Consider the following 18027-nt stretch of genomic DNA (forward strand, 5'->3'; position numbering starts at 1 on the left):
TCATGTGGTCGCCCTCCAGTCCGAACCGATTAGCACACGAAAGAAGCTCATAACCTTCAGAAAGCGCTGGTAGACGCCGTTACGGGATGACGCGGTAGTCCAATGTCGCCAGGACGGTCGCCGCGTGGGCGCGCAGTTCGGACACCGAATCGGCGGTGACCGCGAAGGAGAGGAAGAAGTTCTCCTTGTCGCTGGTCGCGTGCAAGCCGTTGAGCAGCTTGATGCCGATCACACCCGGCAGGGCGAGCAGTTCGTCCTCGGTGGTCCTGACCTCGACGGTGCCGAACTCGTCGGCTTCCACGTCCATCCAGCCGATCATCGGCTCCAGGCGCAGCGGCTCCGGCCGCTCCAGGGTGAATTCGCCCAGCGCCATCGAGATGACGGCGGCGAACGGGTCCATCCCGGTGAGCACCTGGACCGCCTTGGGTATCTGGCCGCCGCCGGGTCGCGGATTGATCTCGATGAGCTCCGTCCGGCCCTCCTCGGTGCTGCGCCCCTCGAAGTGCAGCCAGATCCGGTCGAGGCGAAGGTCGGTGCACAGCGCGCTGATCGTCTCGCACAGCTCGCGTACACCTTCGCGCACGTGATCCTGCTGGGGTGGGTGGAACTCGAGTCCCGCGTCGTGGTGCTTGACGTCGTCGTGGTCGGGCTTCTCGACCGCGAGCACCGGATGGAAGCGGCCGTCGACCACCGGGCCGTCCACGGAGAACTCGGTGCCGGGCAGGTACTCCTCGATGATCATCTCGATGTCGGCGGAGCCGCGGTCGGTCAGGTACTTCTGGTAGGCGGCCAGCTCTGCCGGGTTGTCCGCGCGGCTGACCAGGTGCGAGGCCCCGGATACGCGGGTGGGCTTGATGATGACGGGGAAGAAGTCCACCGCCGCCGGGTCGCCGCTGTACTTGATGGCGGACAGGCCCAGGCTCCGCATGTGGTCGCGGACCAGTGTCTTGCTCGCCAGCACGTGCCGGCCGGCGTCGCCGCCGGGCAGGCCGTAGTGCGCGGCTATCGCGATGTTCCAGGAGATCAGCTTCTCGACCATGTTCACGACGGCGACAGGCACGATGCCGCGCTCGTCGAGCCGGCCGGCGAGGGCCGACAGGTCGTCGCCGTCCCAGTCGAACAGGACGTGGTCGTCGCAGAGCGCGGCATTGGGGTCGTCCGGCGATTCGGAGACCAGCACCGGCCGCAGATTACGGGCCCGAACCGCTTTTACGGCAGGGGCCACGTTGCCGATGGATATCCAGGAGAGGATGAGCACGGATTTCATGTCGCGACCTCCGGGGGACGGCTGCGGGTGGGAATGAATGACTGCGCACATGCGCTGACCGGAAGTCCGGCGAGAAGCCAGTGCCGACATTAAGAGTGGCACGGGGCAAGCCCCAGTCAAATAAGCGTGACGATGAGCCGGCATGGGCCGCGCTAAACGTGATGCTTTCCCGAGGTTGAACGTTTTGCGGACGTCAAGGGCGCCGGCGTGAACGTAGCGTCCTTCGACGACAACGTCCACGCCGAACCGGGGTTCCACGGGCCGGCGTCGGGCTTCGGCCGGCTGCCTGAGAGCCATTTTCGGCGTCTCCGTCCTCCATCGAAACGCAGCCGATGGTGCGAACCAACCGAAGGGTGGGTATGTGTCCGCAATCGAGCAACTGACCTTCGACCGACTGGCACCCGGGATCGGAAGACAACTCCGGGAGCTCTGTCGTCTCGACAATTACCACGGCCCACGGGCACTGCTCTTTGAGTACGCACTCGTCTGCGCCTCAGTAGCGCTGTGTGCGGGAGTCTCGTACTGGTTCTATCCGGTGGCGCTGATCGTCATCGGCTCCGTACAACGCTTCCTCGCCCATTTCCTGCACGAGTCGTCGCACAAGGTGTTCGCCCGGAACAAGAACCTGAACCTGATCGCCGGGTCGGTGTTCTCGGGATACCTCATCTGGCACCTGCACGGCCCCTACCGCAGCTCGCACGTCGGCAACCACCACCGCAACCTGGGCGATGTCGAAACCGATCCCGACTACCGATTCCACATCGAGTGCGGCCTGTACGACACCGAGCGCTCCGACCGGCACTTCTTCTACAAGGAGCTGGTGCTGTCCGCGCTCGGGCTGCGCACCCTCGACTACATCCGCTACGTGGTGAACGAGAGGGTATTCACCGACAGCTCCAAGATCACCGTGTCGGTGCCGGTGCCGCTGCGCGTCGAGCGGGCAGTCCTGCTCACCCAGTGGGCGGCCATCATCGGCGTGTGCGCCTGGTTCGGCTGGCTGCCGCAGCTGCTGCTGTTCTGGTTCGTCCCGCTGTTCACCACGAACGTGGCCATCGGCTGGCTCGCCGAACTGTCCGAGCACTACCCGATGCCCGAAAGCGAGCACCGGCCGCTGCTGCTCACCCGCAACCGACACGGCCGCTTCCTGGAGCAGTTCCTGATCAGCCGGCACAACGACCGGTACCACCTCGTCCACCACCTGAACACCGGCATCCCGCACTGGAACCTGGGCCGAGCCCACCGCGTCCTGCTGCAGGACCCGCAGTACGCCGCCTGGGACGGCCTGTGGGCCGGCGCGTTCACCCGCCCCCGCTCCCGCAAGAACAAGGAAACCGTCATCAGCTACGCCGCCAAGTACCGCCAGTGGCGCAAGGCCGGCGGGGACCCGTCCGTGTCGAACCCGACCTTCGCCCAGCTCATGATGCTCGCCGCCGATACCTCGTCCCTGTCGCCGTCGGAGGTCCGTGAACCTGCCCATTCCGTGTGACGCCCGATCGCAGCTGGTCCTCTGAGCGCATGCATCCGAAACCCCGCTGGGTTCCGGTCATGCGCTCAGAGGGCCGTTCCGCACGTACGGCGTGCCGCCGCGCACCGCCATCGGACGCCCCACCTGCGGCAGGACCTAAGATCGTCGGTATGGCAACACGGCTGGTACAGATCAACATGAAGGCTCGGGACGAAAACGCGCTCGGCGGTTTCTGGGCGCAGGCGCTCGGCTGGGCGTTCTCCAGCGAGGAACCCGGCGTGGTCAACCTCGAACCCGAGGGCTTCGTCTACCCCGACCCCGTTGCCGTCGTTGTCGACCTCATCGCCTCCCCGGAACCCAAGACGGTGAAGAACCGGGTGCACCTCGACCTGGCCGCCACCTCCGCGGCCCACCAGGCGGAGCTGGTCGCGCGCCTGACCGAGCTGGGCGCCACACCCGCCGACGTCGGCCAGGGCGACGTCCCGTGGACGGTCCTGGCAGACCCGGAAGGCAACGAGTTCTGCGTGCTGGACTCCCTGCACGGCGACACCGGACCGATCGCGACGGTCGTGGTCGACTGCGCCGACCCGCGTGTCATGGCCCGCTTCTGGGGGCAGGCCACGGACTGGACCCTGCACAAGGAGACCGACGACCACGCGGTACTGCGCTCGGCCACGGGCGTCGGTCCGTACCTGCAGTTCCTGCGCGTGCCCGACGTGAAGACCACCTGGAACCGCGTCCATCTCGACGTGCGCCCATACCCAGGTGACGACCTGGCGGCCGAGGCGGCCAGACTGCAGGCTCTCGGCGCCACCGCCCTCGACGTGGGTGTCCCGTGGACGGTCCTCGCCGATCCGGAAGGCAACGAGTTCTGCCTGCTCACTCCCGCCTGAGCCAGGGCTGCGGTCGATGTCCGTGCCGCGCGACAAGCGGCGCTGAACAGGGAAGACGACGAGGGCCGCAGGGGAGGATCCCCGCGGCCCTCGTCGGTGTACGCCCGCCGGCTACGTCTGCACCGGAGGCCGTAGCCGCAGGCCGTGCATGCCGTTGTCCACGGCGAGCACCGTGCCCACCGTCGCGCTCGACAGGGGGCTGGCCAGGTAGGCGATGGCACCGGCCACCTCGTCGGCGGTGACCAGCCGGCCGGTCGGCTGGAACGCGTCGAGCGCGGCCCGGGCGGCGACCGGATCCGCCGTCTTCGCGAGCGACCGGCCGATCCACGGCGTGTCCGCCGAACCCGGCGCGACACAGTTGACCCGGATGCCCTCCCGGACGTGATCGGCGGCCATGGCCAGCGTCAGCGCGTACACGGCGCCCTTGCTGGCCGAGTACAGCACGCGCTGCTGCACCCCGGCCCACGCCACGATCGAGCAGGTGTTGACGATCGCCGCGGCGGGGGAGCGCCGCAGGTGCGGTATCGCGTGCCGGGCGAGGCGGACCATGCCGACCACGTTGACGTCCAGCACGCGCAGCCACTCGTCGTCGCCGTTGGCGGTGACGTCCCCGACGGCGCCGATCCCGGCGTTGTTCACCACCACGTCCAGCCCGCCGAAGCGTTCGGCCACGGCGTCGACGGCGGCCTTGACCTGGGCGTCGTCGGTGATGTCGGCCTGCACGCCCCAGATGCCGTCGGGCAGCCCGTCGGGTTTCAGGTCGAGCGCGGCGACCTGGGCTCCTCTGCTGTGCAGCAGGTTCGCCGTGGCCAGGCCGATTCCCGACGCGCCGCCGGTGACGATGGCGGTCAGTCCTGCGAAGTCACTCAAGAGATCTGTCCAGTCCACTCGATGGTCAGGAAAGCACGTCGGCGATGATGCTGACGCCGAGGTCGATCTCCTCGCGGGTGACGACCAGCGGAGGCGCCACCCGCAGATGTCCCCTGGCCTCCTTGCAGAGCAGGCCGCGCTCGGCCAGCGCCTCGGTCACCCGGCGCCCGGCCACCCGCTCCTCGTCGAGCTGCACACCGGCCCACAGGCCACGTCCCCGGACCTCGGTCACGCCGTCCAGCTCGTTGAGGCGGGAGTGCAGGTACGCGCCCAGCTCACGGGAGCGCTCCTGGAACTCCCCGGTGGCCAGCAGGCCCACCGCCGCCCGGCCGACCGCGCAGGCCAGCGGGTTCGCGCCGAAGGTCGAGCCGTGGTCGCCGGGCGTGATCACGTCGAGGACGTCGGCGCGGCCGACCACCGCCGACACCGGCAGGAGCCCGCCGCCCAGGCTCTTGCCCAGGGTGTACAGGTCCGCCTTGATGCCCTCGTGGTCCATCGCCAGGGTCGTGCCGGCGCGCGCCAGCCCGCACTGGACCTCGTCGGCGACGAGCAACGTGTTGGTGTCGTCGCACAGGTCACGGACCTCGGCAAGGTAGCCCTTCGGCGGGACGATCACGCCGGCCTCGCCCTGGATCGTCTCCAGCAGGACTGCCGCCGTGTTGTCGGTGATCGCCGAGCGCAGCGCGTCGATGTCGCCGTAGGGCACGACCCTGAAGCCGGGCGTGAACGGACCGAACCCGGCCCGGTGGGCGGCGTTCGTGGAGAACGAGACGATGGTCGTCGTACGCCCGTGGAAGTTCGCCCCGGCGACGATGACCTCGGCGGCGCCGTCCGGCACGCCCTTGACCCGGTAGGCCCACTTCCTCGCGATCTTCACGGCGGTGTCGACGGCCTCGCCGCCGGAGTTGGACAGCAGCACTTTCTCGGTGCCGGTCAGTGCCGCGAGCTCACGGCAGAACGGCGCGTACTGGTCGTGGTGGAAGGCCCGGGTGCTCAGCGTCAGCCGGTCCAGCTGCGCCTTCGCCGCGGCGACGAGGACAGGGTGCCGGTGGCCGAAGTTGGTCGCTGAGTAGCCGCCATGGAAGTCGAGATAGCGTCGGCCCTCCATGTCGTGCATCCAGGCGCCTTCGCCGTGGCTGAGCACCACGGGAAACGGTACGGAGTCGTGCGCGCCCCAGCGCTCCGCGAGGGCCATGTGGTCCCCGGCGGACATGGTGTCCACGGTCATGGCGATTCTCCTTATGTAGGTCCCGCTCGAACTGCCGCGGTGGTGACCCATCACGGCATCAAAGCGAACCTACGAATTCGCCCCCGTCCCACGCGTCCGTGGAAGACGAATTCCGGAGTAGGCGATGCGCTGACGTTCCGGCCGGCGCGGTAAACGAGACGCCGTTGTCCGCGCGAGCAGCGCGCCTGCCGTAGGCATTCATTGCGGCAGACGCGGATGCTCGCACGGGCGGCGCTCAGCCTCGTCGCCAGTATCGGGCCGGCCCTGACCTCAGCTCGCGCCCGGTCAGGAACTTCCGCGCGCGGACTGCCGCGGGATGCGGAATGGGGCACGGCCACCTGGCCTCCCGCCCCGGCTCAGGCCCACGGCGGAGCCTCATGGCAGGCCGCGCGAGAAGCCCCAGTGAGTGCTGCGGTCCAGCGAAACGCCAATCCTGACGGGTCGAGCGATCTCCCCGCAGCTGATGCCAAGTCCGCTGGATGAACAGCCGTGCGGGGCGAACAGGCACGGGGCCGCCGAGAACGACCGGAACCGGGACGGGCCAAAGGCTTTCGCGAGAGGACGGCACGAGCAGTTGCCGGCATGAGTCGCACTCCAGGGCGAATGGCTTGTGCCGTGCGACCCGCGGGTCGCCGAGGACACGGGCCACGAGCGACAAGGAGTCGCCGGAGTTCAGCGGGCTCGATTCCAGGCGCCGGGCCGGGACGCGATCGTGCGTGGTGATTCTGCCGGTCCGGTCGTGGGACACGGCGGCCGGGAGCCAGATGCCGAGAAGTTTACCGCCGGCATCGACGCGCAACTTCCCGCCGCCGGTGCCGGCCAGGCTGGAATGGCAGTGGATGCAGCGCAACGGCAGCAGCGGAAGGCGCGTGCGCCGGAGGGTCGAGGACAGCACATTAAGAGGACGCGTAGACATGATCTCTCCGAAGACTGACGAAAGGCACGGGAAATGAGCCGACGGCGACGTCGGCGACCGATGCGCGGAATGTCAGGGTCAGAGAGCAGGCGGCGTCACGTGGGATGAGTCCTCTGGTGTGGGTCGGAGAAGGAGATCCATTTACCTGGTTGGGTGGGACCTGCTACATGGTAGGGCGCGACGGGTCGGCGAGGCCACACCGATTTCCGCCCGGGCGCCGAGCGCCGCGGGGCGAACTGCGTCTGCGCCAGTCCGGGTTGCCGCGTCACGGGCCAGCCGGGTCACGTCCTCGCACCCCCGGCGGTAGCCGGGTGTTGCGATGGATTCGCGAGGCTGACGCGGTTACGTGGATCGGTGCGGTTGGGGACGGTCAGTTGGTTCCGAATGGCCATGTGTACGACTTAATGCAAGCGAAATAGTCAGTGGACGAGCCTTTGGTGCTCACTCACTGTCACCGATACGACATGCCCGTATCAAAACGACAACACATCGTTGAAAGGGCATGCATTGGATGGTGACCGGCGGCGCCGGCTATATCGGCGCGCACGTCGTACACGCTCTGCTCGCCGCAGGGTCGCAGGTCGTCGTCGTCGACGACCTCTCCACCGGGAAGGCAGAGCGCATACCGGCGGAGGTTCCGCTGGCGCGTGTCGACGTCTGCGACCCGGCCGCATTCGCCGCGGTGGTCGCCCGCCACCGCCCGGTCGGCGTCATCCATCTGGCGGCCCGCAAAGACGTCGCCGAATCGATCCGGCTTCCGCTGCGCTACTACCGCGACAACCTCGACGGGCTGCGATCGGTGCTCGAAGCGGTCGTCACCCACGGCGTCGAGCACATGCTTTTCTCCTCCAGTGCCGCCGTCTACGGCACGCCGCCGCAGGCCGGGCCGATCCCGGAGACCGCGCAGACCCAGCCGGAGAACGCGTACGGCCGGACCAAGCTCGTCGGCGAGTGGCTGCTGCGTGACACGGCCGCCAGTGCGAACCTGCGCTGGGCCGCGCTGCGCTACTTCAACGTCGCGGGCGCCGCCGCGCCCGAGCTGCGCGACACCGGCCTGACCAACCTGGTCCCGCGACTCCTGGACGCGGCACGGCAGGGCAGCGCGGCGACCCTGCACGGCGGGGACTACCCGACCCGCGACGGCAGCGCGATCCGCGACTACGTGCACGTGCGCGACATCGCCGATGCCCACGTGCGTGCCGCATTCGCGCTGGTCGACGGCTCCCTCACGGCCGATGTGCTGAACGTCGGCCGCGGCGTGGGCGTCTCGGTGCTGGAGATGATCACCGCCGTCGGCCACCGGTACGGGCCCCTGCCCTACCTCGTCGGCCCGCGCCGCGCCGGCGACCCCGCTGAGGTCGTCGCCCAGGTCGACGAGATCTCGAAGCGGCTGGGCTGGACCGCGCGCTTCGGGCTGGACGACATCGTCCGCTCCGCCGCCGGTGACTTCAGCCTGGCCGCCGTCTGACCCCGACCGACCCGTCCACCGGCCGGTCCAACCCTGCACCGGCCGGGTTCAACCCTGCCATCTGAGGAGTCAAACCCGTGTTCCGCTTGACATCGCCCCTGCGCCGGCGCGGGGCCCGCCTGGCCGCGGCCTGCGCCAGCGCGTGCCTGCTGGTGACGGCGCTCGCCGCCGGACCAGCACAGGCCTACGCCTCCGGGGTCCGCGTGGACCTGCGGGTCCTCGTCTTCAACGACGGCTCCGCCGGGGTCGGCGTGATCACCGCACAGATGGACCGGGAGGGCGTGCCCTACGACACGATCGACCTCAACCAGCCCGGCCGGCCCGCGCTGACCGCCGCCGCCCTGTCCGACACCGTCTCGGGGCGCCCGCGAGCCAGGTACAACGGCGTCGTGCTGCCCAACGAGCACGCCCTGCCGGCCGCCGAACTCGCCGTGCTCGCCACTTTCGAGCAGACCTTCGGCGTACGCCAGATCGACGCCTACACCGCGCCGTCCGCGGCCGTCGGGCTCACCACCACCTGGAGCGGTGTCCTCGACGGAGGGCAGCTCGGGGTCACCCCGGCAGGCCAGGCAGCCGGCTTCGGCTACCTCAACGGCATCCTGCCGGTCGACGACGTCGACCCGGGCGTGACGGAGAGCTACGGATACCTCGCCACCCCCGTCGCCGGCGCCACCTACACCGCGCTGGTCAACGGAACCAGCCCGGCGTCAGGCGCGATCATCGGCGTCTACCGCACCGGCAACCGCGAGGAACTGGTCATCACCCTGGCGATGAACCAGTACCAGAACGTCGCCGCGCAGCTCGGGCACGGCCTGCTCACCTGGCTCACCCAGGGCGTGCACCTGGGCCACTGGCGCAACTGGCTCAGCGTGCACGTCGACGACGTGTTCCTGCCCGACGCGCGCTGGGACGCCGAGCGCAACTGCACCACCGGTGACGACTGCCCGGACACGCCCAACCCGCTCGCCGACATCCGGATGACCGCCGCCGACGTCACCGCTCTCGTGGCGTGGCAGAACGCGCAGGGCATGAAGCTGGAGCTGGCCTTCAACGCCGAAGGCAGCGTCGACGCCGGGCCGGCCGACCCGCTGACGGCGAGGCTGCTGGCCGACCGTGCCCAGTTCCGCTGGCTCAACCACACCTACGGGCACCCCTACCTCGGCTGCGTCCAGGACTTCTCCACGGTGCCGTGGCGATGCGCGACGAACCCGGCCACCGGCGCGATCGTCTACGCCTCGCAGGCCGAGATCAGGGCCCAGTTCACCGACAACGTGACCTGGGCGCAGAGCAAGGGCATCGGCTTCAACCGGGCCGAGGTCGTCACCGGTGAGCACTCGGGCCTGCGGTCGGCGCCGCAGATGGCCGTCGACAACCCCAACCTCGCCCCGGCGCTGGCGCAGGCCGGCATCACGGTGATCGCCTCCGACGCCTCCCGCGAGCCCGCCCCGCGGGCGCTGGGCTCGGCCCGGACCGTGCCGCGGCACCCGATGAACATCTACTACAACGTCGCCACCAAAGCCGACGAGGTCGACGAGTACAACTGGATCTACACCAGCGCCGCCGACGGCGGTTCGGGGATCTGCTCCAGCAACCCGGCGTCGACCTGCATCGCGCCGCTCGATCCGGCCACCGGATTCGACAGCTACATCGTCCCGGTCGAGACCCGGATCGCGTACGGCCACGTCGTCACGGCCGATCCGCGGCCGCACTACGTCCACCAGTCCAACCTCACCGCCGACCGCATCGTCTACCCGGTGCTCGACGCGGTGCTGGCCAGGTACCGGGCCGCGTTCACCGCCGCGACACCGATCGTCACGCCGCGGATGAGCGAGGTCGCCACGCTGCAGAACCAGCAGGCCGCCTGGCGGGCCGCGGTCGCCGCCCGCACCGTGGAGGCCTACCTGCTCAACGGCCGGGTCACCGTGATCAACCGCGGCGGCGCGGTCGCCGTGCCGATCACCGTCCCGGCGAACACGCAGACCGTCATGCTGTCGCTGCTCGGCATAGAGCTCGCGGGCGGCCCCTACGGCTCCGTCTACGGGCCGGAGCGCTCGGGCTGGACCAGCCTCGGCGCCAACGGCCAGCAACTTCTCCGCCTGCCGTAGGAGACCGGTGATGCACGTCGCGTTGATCAATGAGGGCACGTACCCGTACGTGCTCGGCGGGGTCAGCACCTGGTGCGACCAGCTCGTGCGAGGGCTGAGCGACGTGTCCTGGCACCTGGTCACCATGGTCGGCACGGCGTCCATGACACCGGCGCTGGCCATGCCCGACAACGTGGCGTCACTGTCCGCCGTACCCGTCTGGGGCCGGCCCAAGGCACCGCGCCGCCGCTCGATCAGGGCGGCGGCGCGGATGTGCGCCGGGATGCTCGGCGACTCGCCCGAACACCTGGTCATGTTCCGCGACGGCCTGCGTGAACTCGCCCTACCCCAACGAGCCGACCTGCGGCAGTCCTGCGCCAGGTGCCGGACCGGACTGGCCACGTGCCCCAGGCACGGGCTCATCGACCGGCACCCGCTCTACGGACTGCCGCTGGCGGAACTGCTGGTCAACGCCTGGCAGGTGGCGAAAAGCGCCGGTGCGCGGGCACTGCCGCCGCTGACCCTGCGTGACGCCGACGAGGCCGCGGTCCTGATCGAACACGCCGTACGTCCCCTGGCGGTCGTCTTGCCACCGGTGGACCTGTGCCACGCCAACGCCAACGGGCTGTCGTCGCTGGTGGCCATGGCCGCGAAATGGAGGTTCGGGGTGCCGTTCCTGATGACCGAGCACGGCGTCTACCTGCGCGAACGCTACCTGTCGTCGGGTCACCAGCCGGCCGGGGTGAAAGTGGCGCTGCTGCGCTTCCACCGGGCACTGGCTCGCCTGGCCTACACCGAAGCGGATCTGATCGCCCCGGTCAGCGGCTTCAACCAGCGCTGGGAGGAACGCCACGGCGCCGACCCAGCCAAGATCACCATTATTCCCAACGGCGTCGACCCCGACCGCTTCCCGCCGCTGACCACCGAACCGGACACCCCGACGATCTCCTGGGTCGGGCGCATCGACCCGCTCAAAGACCTGCCCACGCTGATCCGGGCACTGGCCGTGGTCCGCGAGCAGGTCCCCGACGCCCGCCTGCACCTGGCCGGACCCGTGCCACAAGGCAACGCGGACCATGCCCGAATGTGCCACGACCTGGTGGCACAGCTCGGCCTGTCCGACGCCGTGACCTTCGCCGGACCGGTGTCCAGCAGCCGCCAGGCGTTCGAAGCCGGGCACATCGCGGCACTGTCCAGCATCTCCGAAGGCATGCCCTACACGATCGTGGAGGCGATGATGTGCGAACGCGCGACCGTCAGCACCGACGTCGGCGGAGTCGCCGAAATGGTAGGAGACGCCGGGGTGGTCGTCCCGCCACGCGACCCCGTCGCCTTCGGCAACGCCTGCATAGAACTGCTCAAAAACCAGGCGCGACGCCACGACCTGGCCCGCCGGGGCCGGGCACGGGCGCTGGACCGCTTCACCCTGCGCCGCTGCCTGGACTCCTACCAGCAGCGATACAAGCAACTGAGCGGCGGCGCCGCATGAGCGTCGAGCTCGCACCGCCGGCACCGTCCACGACAGCACTGGCCGAGCAGATGCGCGCCCGCGTCAGCTGGGCCGCCGACACCGACGAGATCGCCGCCATCCTCGAGTCGACCGGCATCAACGACCGCGTCGCCAACCGCGAATACGGGCACACCTCGGTCTTCACCCTCGCCGGGCACGTGCTGGCGACCGCCGGACGCAACCACCCGACAACCGCCTCGGCACGGCCACAGCTGCCCGTGACCAGCGCGATGGTACGCGCCGGGCTCTACCTCACCCCGACCGTCACCGCCATCGGCGCCGCACCACTACTCGGCGGCCTGCCCTGGTACGCCACCACCGGGCTCCTCGTCGTCGGCTGGGGCACCGCACAGTCGCTGGCCTACCTCGGCTACTGCGCCGCCAACGAAGGCGGCCGGCCCGGCGCCGCCAGGAAACTCGCCCTCGGCTTCGGGGCGCTCGCCGCCGCCTGGGCGACACTGCTCGCCATCGCCGGCGCATCGCCGATCTCATACCTGGTCAGCGCCGCACAGCTGGCACTGTTCGCGGCCACCACCGCCGCGCTGGTCACCGGCACCGAACGGCGCACCCTCGCCGTCGCGGCAGGCTGCTGGATCGGCGCCGGCGCCCTGACCGCCGGTGCGACCACGCTCGGCGTCGCCGCCCTGGGCGCCTCGCTGGCCGCCATGCTCGTCGTCGCATACCTGCCCGCCTGGGGCCGCGGCCGCGCACCCTGGCGCCCGGACCTGCGCCGCTACGCCACCGCGGCGGGCCACGGACTCGTCGGCACCGGCCAGGCCGTGCTGTTCATCCTGGTGGTCCTGCACCACGCGGGCACCGTCGCACCCGCCATGCCGTCCGCGCCGCTGCTGTTGGCCATGCCACTGACCGAACTGATGCTGCTGTGGCACCAGCGGCGAGTCGCCGAAGGCCGGGCGCGGCTCGCCGACCGGGCACCCTTCCTGCGCCACCTGCGCCGCGTCGGCAGTGGCACCGGGCTGGCACTGGCCCTGCCACTGCTGGCCGGTGGCACCGCCGCGACCCTGGCGTCGTCACCGGACGGATGGGCCATGACCGCATCCACCCTGCTCGCCGGGATCAACGCGATCTGCCTGGTGCTGGTCGCCCACCGCCGGCCCGTGAGCGCAGCCGCCCTGGTGTGGTCCGCCGGCGCGCTGGTCGCCGTCGTCGCCATGGTCGTGCCCGCGCTGCTGACCACCGCGCCGGTCGCGATCACCAAGGGGTCCTCGCTGATCCTGCTCTGCCTCTACCCGCCCGCCCTGCTGGCCGCCATCAACGCCATGAAGGACCCCTGGAGCTATCGTTGACAACACTGCTGCCGCTGTACGTCCACCCGCTGGTCGACCCGGACGCCTGGCAGGCCGTCGCCGCTGCCGGGCCGAACGTCACCGCCATCGTCAACGTCCACGACGGACCCGGCGAGATGATCGATGAGGCCTACCTCGACGCCACCGCACTGCTACAAGCAGCTCACGTCCCGATGCTCGGCTACGTGGACCTCGGCTACCTGCAGCGTAGCGAGAACGCGATAACACGGGACCTGACGGCGTGGCGCCGATACCCCGTCGACGGCGTCTTCTTCGACCAGGCACCGACCGACCGGACCGCACTGGCCGCCGTCGCCCGGCACGCAGGACGCGCGGGCGGCATGGTCGTGCTGAACCCGGGCACCCGCCCGCACCGCGACTACGCCCAGCTCGCCGACCTCATCTGCACCTTCGAAGGACCCTGGCGAAGCCACCGCCGGCTGTTCGACGCACCCGACTGGCCCAACGCGGCACACCTGATCTACGGCGTACCAGCCGCGGAGCTCGCCGACGCGCACGCCCGGCTGGCCCACCTCGCCGCCGGCGGCCTCGTCTCCGACCTCGACCTGCCGCTGCCCTACTGCGGCGTGCCGTCGTGGCTGCGCACGGCCGCGGTGAGCCGATGAACGCCCGCCGCGCCCTGCTGCCCCTCGCGACCGGACTGGTCCTGGCGGCGGGGATCTGGCTCGCCGCCACCACCATCGCACAGCTTTCGACGTCCTCACCCGGCCAGTCCCAGGCCGCGCAACTGCCCACCGGACCCGCGGCGGACCCGGCGGCCCGCGCCTCGAAGCCGCCGGCCGCCGACCCGTCCAGCTCGACGTCAGCGGGCACGGCCACGCCGGCCGGCCAACCGGGCACCGCGACAGCGCGCTGGCAGCCGAAGGTCGGGGCGAGCTGGCAGTGGCAGCTTTCCGGAAAGATCGACCTGACCGTCGCCGCCGACGTCTTCGACCTGGACGCGTTCACCACCACCGCCGAGCAGGTCGCCGACCTGCACCGCGCCGGGCGCAAGGTGATCTGCTACGTCAACGCCGGCGCCTACGAGGAGTTCCGGCCGGACCGGAGCCGCTACCCGGCCGAGGTGCTCGGGCATGACCTCAGCGGCTGGCCCGGTGAGCGCTGGGTCGACATCCGCCGCTGGGACCTGCTGCAGCCGATCCTCACCGCGCGGTTCACCATGTGCCGGGACAAGGGCTTCGACGGCGTCGAACCCGACAACGTCGACGCGTACGCCAACGACAGCGGCTTCCCCCTGAGCGCCGCCGACCAGCTCGAATTCAACCGCCGGGTGGCGAAGCTCGCCCGGGACCTGGGCCTGGCGGTCGGCCTGAAGAACGACGTCGAACAGGCCGCCGACCTGGTCGAGGTGATGGACTTCGCGGTCAACGAGGAATGTGCCAAGTACCGGGAGTGCGCGGCGCTCGGCGTTTTCATCGCGGCGGGCAAGCCGGTCTTCCACGTCGAGTACGAACTGCCCCCCACGGCGTTCTGCCCAATCACCAAGCCGCTCGGCTTCTCCTCGATCGGCAAGCCACCGGCGCTGGGCGTCCAGCGCACCACCTGCCCGTGACCGCGGTGACCGCTCGCCGTCGGGGAGCGGGCCGTGGGCCGGGCACCGGGCCGGCCGGTGGCCTATCGGATCCGGACGCCGGCCCGGAAGACGGCCCGGACTTCGAGCACAGCGGCGGGATCCTCCACCGGGTTGCCGCGGGCGACGTGCAAACGGGTCGCCTGCTGTGGCCAGGCTCACTGACCTCGTCGGCAGCCACAGGCGGCCCAGGTCGGACCGTCAGCTCGGGGCGGTCCTGCTCGGCCGCGGATCGTTCGCGGCGTCGGCCGGAACCACGACGTTCTCACCGAGGAAGGCCTCGATCCAGCGCTCATGCGACTGGCCGTGCAGCCGGTACAGCCGTTCCGCGTCGGCCAGCCAGGCCGCGGCGGCGCCGTGCTCGCCGAGCGCCGTGAGCACCTTGCCGACCTGGCGCGACGACGTGCCCTGGCGGGTGCGGTCGCCCATCTCGATGGACAGGTTCAGCGCGCGGTCGGCGTCGGCTCGGGCCAGATCCAGCCGACCGGTGCGCATGAACGCTTCGGACTGGCACAGCAGCATGTCCACCCGGTGGGACGGATCCCGCAGCAACTCGGCCATGGCCAGGCTGCGCCGCAGGTAGCGCAGCGCACTTCGGGTCACGCCGAGCTGGAAATGCAACACACCGAGCGCGCCCAGCGCCATCATCTGGGAAGTGCGGGGCCCGTCCGCGCGCACCCCGTCGAGGCCCCGACGGATGCTGGCGACCGCTTCCGGGATGCGCCCGTCGGCGTGGTAGGCCTCGCCCATGTTGAGCAGCACGATGGCTTGCAGCTGCAGGTTGCCGATGGTCCCGAGCGTGTCGAAGCTCGTCTGGTACCACCGCAACGATTCGTCGAAGGCGCCGGCTCGGCAGTTGAGGATGCCCAGGCTGTTGGTGACCATGGCGACCCCGTCGAGGTCGCCGATGTCCTGCCAGAGCCGCAAGGCCTCGACCAGGCAGTCCCGGGACTCGTCATAGCGCTGCTGGTAGAAGTAGGCCTGGCCGAGCAGGTTGCGGGCGATCGCCGCCGAGACCGCGTCGCCGGGCGCGCACGTCCGCAGCGCGGTCTCGGACAGCCGCGCGACCTGTGCGGCGTCGCGCCGTAGCGCGTAGTTGCTCGTCGCCCGCAGCAGCTGGGCCGGGTAACGGCGATCCGCCTCGGTGGCCTCGCCGGCCTGCTCCGCGATCGCGACAGCGCACGGCAACTCCGCATCCAGCCACGCGGCCGCCTGCTGCGTCGAGTCGAGGGCGACCAGGTCGGTGCCCTCCGGCCCGCACAGCGCCGGGTCGACCGGCCGCGCGATCCCGGCGACCGGCAGCACCGCACGCCGGGCCGTGCCCAGGTAGTACACCATCAGCCGGTGCAGCGACTGCGCCCGCTCCAGCGCGTCCTGCTGCGTCAGCGCACACTCCGCGGCATAGAGGCGCAGCAGGTCGTGGAGCCGGAACCGGTCGCCCGCCACCTCCATCAGCCGTGCCTCGACCAGCCGGTCCAGGGCCGACGCGGCGACCGCCCGGGTGTCGCCGAGCAGCGCCGCCATGCCGCTGACACTGATGTGCGGGACCCTGGCCAGCCCGGCCAGGCGGAACGCGCGTGCCGCGGTCTCGTCGAGCGCGCCGTAGCTGGCCTGGAAACAGGACCGGACGGCCATGTCGTCGGTGTGCAGCTCGTCGAGCCGATGCCGCTCGTCGACCAGCCGATCGACCAGGTCCTGCGCCGACCAGTCCGGCCGGGCCGACAACCGGGCACCGGCGATGCGCAATGCCAGCGGAAGGCGCCCGCACAGTTCCACCAGCAACCGCGCGGCAGCCGCATCAGCCTCGCGTTCCAGCATGCGAAGCGCGTGCTCCTCGTCGAGCACATCGAGGGCCAGCAGCTCACCGCCGTCCAGGGAGCTCAGCGCGCGGCGTGCCGTCACCAGCACCAGGTGCGTGGACGTGCCGGGCAGCAGCGGGCGGACCTGCGCGGCATCGACGGCGTTGTCGAGCAGGATCAGCATGCGGCGCTCGGCCAGCAGCGAGCGGTACATCGCGGCCGCCTCGGCGGTGTCGGTCGGCACCCGGTCATCGGGCACGCCCAGCGCGCGCAGGAACCGCCCGAGCACCTCGCCCGGGCTCAGCGGGGTCAGGCGCGGGCTGGACCCCTGCAGGTCGAGGTAGAGCTGGCCGTCCGGATACCGGCTCGCCAGCGTGTGCGCCAGCCGGATGGCCAGCGCGGACTTGCCCACACCGCCGGGCCCGTGGATGACGCGCACCGGGGCGACGGAGCCTGCCAGCCTGCCGAGCTCGGTGTCGCGGCCGACGAGGATCGTCACGTCCGCGGGCAGCTGCCGTGGGGCGACCTCGAGGAGCGTCGCGGGCCGGGTCAGCGCCGGGTCGCGGCGCAGCACGGCTGCCTGCAGTTCCTGCAGCTCGGTCCCGGGTTCGAGCCCGAGTTTCTCGGCCAGGCAGCGACGGGCCTGGCGGTAGACCTCCAGCGCGCCCGCGGCGTCACCGGCGGCGTACAGCTCACGCATGAGCAGGCCGTAGGCCCGCTCCCGGGTCGGGTGGGCGGCGATGTGCGTGCGCAGCTGGGTGACCAGCCCGGTTCCCTCGCCGCAGCGCAGCCTCGCCTCGAACAGGTCCTCGGTGCGGGCGGCGCGCCGTTCGTCGAGCGCCGTGGCGCGAGCGGCGAGGCCCGGCCCGACCGGGACGTCGGCCAGTGCCGGCCCCCGCCAGATCGCCAGCCCGCCGTCGAGGTGGCGCACCGCGTCGTGCAGGCGGCCGTCGGCGAGCGCGGTCGCGCCCTCGGCCGCGCGCGACTCCCACACCTCGACGTCGCACTCTCCAGGCAGCACGTGCAGCCGGTAGCCGCCGGGTGTGGTGACCAGCCGGGCCGGGTCGAGGCCCGCGGCGGCCAGTGTGCGGCGCAGCGCGGAGGCGTACGAGCGCAGGTTGGCCACTGCCGAACGAGGCGGGTCGTCGCCCCACAGCTCGTCGGCCAGCCGGTCCAGGCTGACCACCTGGTCGGCGTCGAGCAGCAGCGCCGCGAACATGCAGCGGATCTTCGGCACGGTGAGACCGATGGTGTCGTCTCCCCGGCCGATGGCCAGCGGCCCCAGCAGCCTAAAAATGATCGACATCGGAGCTCCGGGCGTGATCGTCGAGGCAGGGCGGGTCGGCGCACCTCTGTCGGCACCGCCCGGTCAGCCTGCGGCGGAGGTCGCCATCGCGCGGCATCGACAGCCTTGTCGAGAACCGCGATCGCCGATGGCCGGCAGTTACCTGACGCATCTCCTGGTTGTCACGTTCGAGGCCGCGGCGCGGTGGCGGCTGCCGTGGGCAGTCCGCAGGTCGTCCTGGGACCTGTTCGGTGCCGCCGGCATGCCGTCCTGGCGCTCACGGCACTTCGGGCGCACCACTCGGCAAGACCGGCGCGTGTCCATATCGTTCCTTGTGCCATCCC

The 18027-nt window shown here is 70.8% G+C and carries 12 protein-coding genes; 8 read left to right on the forward strand and 4 right to left on the reverse strand.

Going from position 1 to position 18027, the window contains the following annotated elements; all coding sequences use genetic code 11:
• Positions 1-79 precede the first annotated feature (79 nt).
• Positions 80-1267: an ATP-grasp domain-containing protein gene (locus tag HAV39_RS13955; protein ID WP_191839640.1), complete on the reverse strand. Its 1188-nt coding sequence runs from the start codon at positions 1265-1267 to the stop codon at positions 80-82.
• Positions 1268-1628: 361 nt separating this feature from the next.
• Between HAV39_RS13955 and HAV39_RS13960 the strand changes: the two genes are divergently transcribed.
• Both HAV39_RS13960 and HAV39_RS13965 read left to right on the forward strand, forming a co-directional pair.
• Positions 1629-2753, forward strand: coding sequence for a fatty acid desaturase family protein (locus HAV39_RS13960; RefSeq protein ID WP_191839641.1), 1125 nt, complete (start codon positions 1629-1631; stop codon positions 2751-2753).
• Between the two features lie 149 nt (positions 2754-2902).
• Positions 2903-3625 (forward strand): VOC family protein, encoded by a 723-nt coding sequence (locus HAV39_RS13965; protein ID WP_191839642.1) that lies wholly within the window; start codon positions 2903-2905, stop codon positions 3623-3625.
• 111 nt (positions 3626-3736) lie between these two features.
• Here HAV39_RS13965 and HAV39_RS13970 read toward each other — a convergent pair whose 3' ends face one another.
• Complete coding sequence (locus HAV39_RS13970; RefSeq protein ID WP_191839643.1) at positions 3737-4495, reverse strand: SDR family NAD(P)-dependent oxidoreductase; 759 nt, start codon at positions 4493-4495, stop codon at positions 3737-3739.
• A gap of 25 nt (positions 4496-4520) precedes the next feature.
• Positions 4521-5723 carry an ornithine--oxo-acid transaminase gene (gene rocD, locus HAV39_RS13975; protein ID WP_203736274.1) on the reverse strand — a complete coding sequence of 401 codons (1203 nt, stop codon included), beginning with the start codon at positions 5721-5723 and terminating at the stop codon, positions 4521-4523.
• Between the two features lie 1418 nt (positions 5724-7141).
• On the opposite strand from rocD, the gene galE reads away from it, so the two are divergent.
• The 6 genes from galE to HAV39_RS14005 all read left to right on the forward strand — a co-directional run bounded on the left by galE (position 7142) and on the right by HAV39_RS14005 (position 14581).
• Complete coding sequence (gene galE / locus HAV39_RS13980; RefSeq protein ID WP_191839644.1) at positions 7142-8107, forward strand: UDP-glucose 4-epimerase GalE; 966 nt, start codon at positions 7142-7144, stop codon at positions 8105-8107.
• 77 nt (positions 8108-8184) lie between these two features.
• On the forward strand, positions 8185-10212 hold the full coding sequence (locus HAV39_RS13985) for a hypothetical protein (protein WP_203736273.1): 2028 nt from the start codon (positions 8185-8187) through the stop codon (positions 10210-10212).
• A 10-nt stretch (positions 10213-10222) separates the two neighbouring features.
• The gene (gene pelF, locus HAV39_RS13990; protein ID WP_191839645.1) at positions 10223-11680 is read left to right on the forward strand and encodes a GT4 family glycosyltransferase PelF; all 1458 of its coding nucleotides are present in this window, start codon (positions 10223-10225) and stop codon (positions 11678-11680) included.
• Positions 11677-13008, forward strand: a complete 1332-nt coding sequence (locus HAV39_RS13995; protein WP_191839646.1) for a hypothetical protein — start codon at positions 11677-11679, stop codon at positions 13006-13008. The genes pelF and HAV39_RS13995 overlap by 4 nt, the downstream gene beginning before the upstream one ends.
• Positions 13005-13634 carry a spherulation-specific family 4 protein gene (locus tag HAV39_RS14000; protein WP_191839647.1) on the forward strand — a complete coding sequence of 210 codons (630 nt, stop codon included), beginning with the start codon at positions 13005-13007 and terminating at the stop codon, positions 13632-13634. The genes HAV39_RS13995 and HAV39_RS14000 overlap by 4 nt, the downstream gene beginning before the upstream one ends.
• A complete protein-coding gene (locus tag HAV39_RS14005; RefSeq protein ID WP_191839648.1) occupies positions 13631-14581 on the forward strand; it encodes an endo alpha-1,4 polygalactosaminidase in 951 nt (316 codons plus the stop codon). The genes HAV39_RS14000 and HAV39_RS14005 overlap by 4 nt, the downstream gene beginning before the upstream one ends.
• A 219-nt stretch (positions 14582-14800) precedes the next feature.
• Here HAV39_RS14005 and HAV39_RS14010 read toward each other — a convergent pair whose 3' ends face one another.
• Positions 14801-17704, reverse strand: coding sequence for an AfsR/SARP family transcriptional regulator (locus HAV39_RS14010; RefSeq protein ID WP_191839649.1), 2904 nt, complete (start codon positions 17702-17704; stop codon positions 14801-14803).
• Positions 17705-18027: the final 323 nt, after the last annotated feature.

Source organism: Catellatospora chokoriensis, from assembly GCF_011297315.1.
In the GTDB taxonomy this organism is placed as follows: domain Bacteria; phylum Actinomycetota; class Actinomycetes; order Mycobacteriales; family Micromonosporaceae; genus Catellatospora; species Catellatospora citrea.

Bases quoted from the DNA above. Each gene is read 5' to 3' on its own strand.
- HAV39_RS13955 (WP_191839640.1), bottom strand. From the start codon at position 1,267: ATGAAATCCGTGCTCATCCTCTCCTGGATATCCATCGGCAACGTGGCC.
- HAV39_RS13965 (WP_191839642.1), top strand. From the start codon at position 2,903: ATGGCAACACGGCTGGTACAGATCAACATGAAGGCTCGGGACGAAAAC.
- rocD (WP_203736274.1), bottom strand. From the start codon at position 5,723: ATGACCGTGGACACCATGTCCGCCGGGGACCACATGGCCCTCGCGGAG.
- galE (WP_191839644.1), top strand. From the start codon at position 7,142: ATGCATTGGATGGTGACCGGCGGCGCCGGCTATATCGGCGCGCACGTC.
- pelF (WP_191839645.1), top strand. From the start codon at position 10,223: ATGCACGTCGCGTTGATCAATGAGGGCACGTACCCGTACGTGCTCGGC.
- HAV39_RS13995 (WP_191839646.1), top strand. From the start codon at position 11,677: ATGAGCGTCGAGCTCGCACCGCCGGCACCGTCCACGACAGCACTGGCC.
- HAV39_RS14005 (WP_191839648.1), top strand. From the start codon at position 13,631: ATGAACGCCCGCCGCGCCCTGCTGCCCCTCGCGACCGGACTGGTCCTG.
- HAV39_RS14010 (WP_191839649.1), bottom strand. From the start codon at position 17,704: ATGTCGATCATTTTTAGGCTGCTGGGGCCGCTGGCCATCGGCCGGGGA.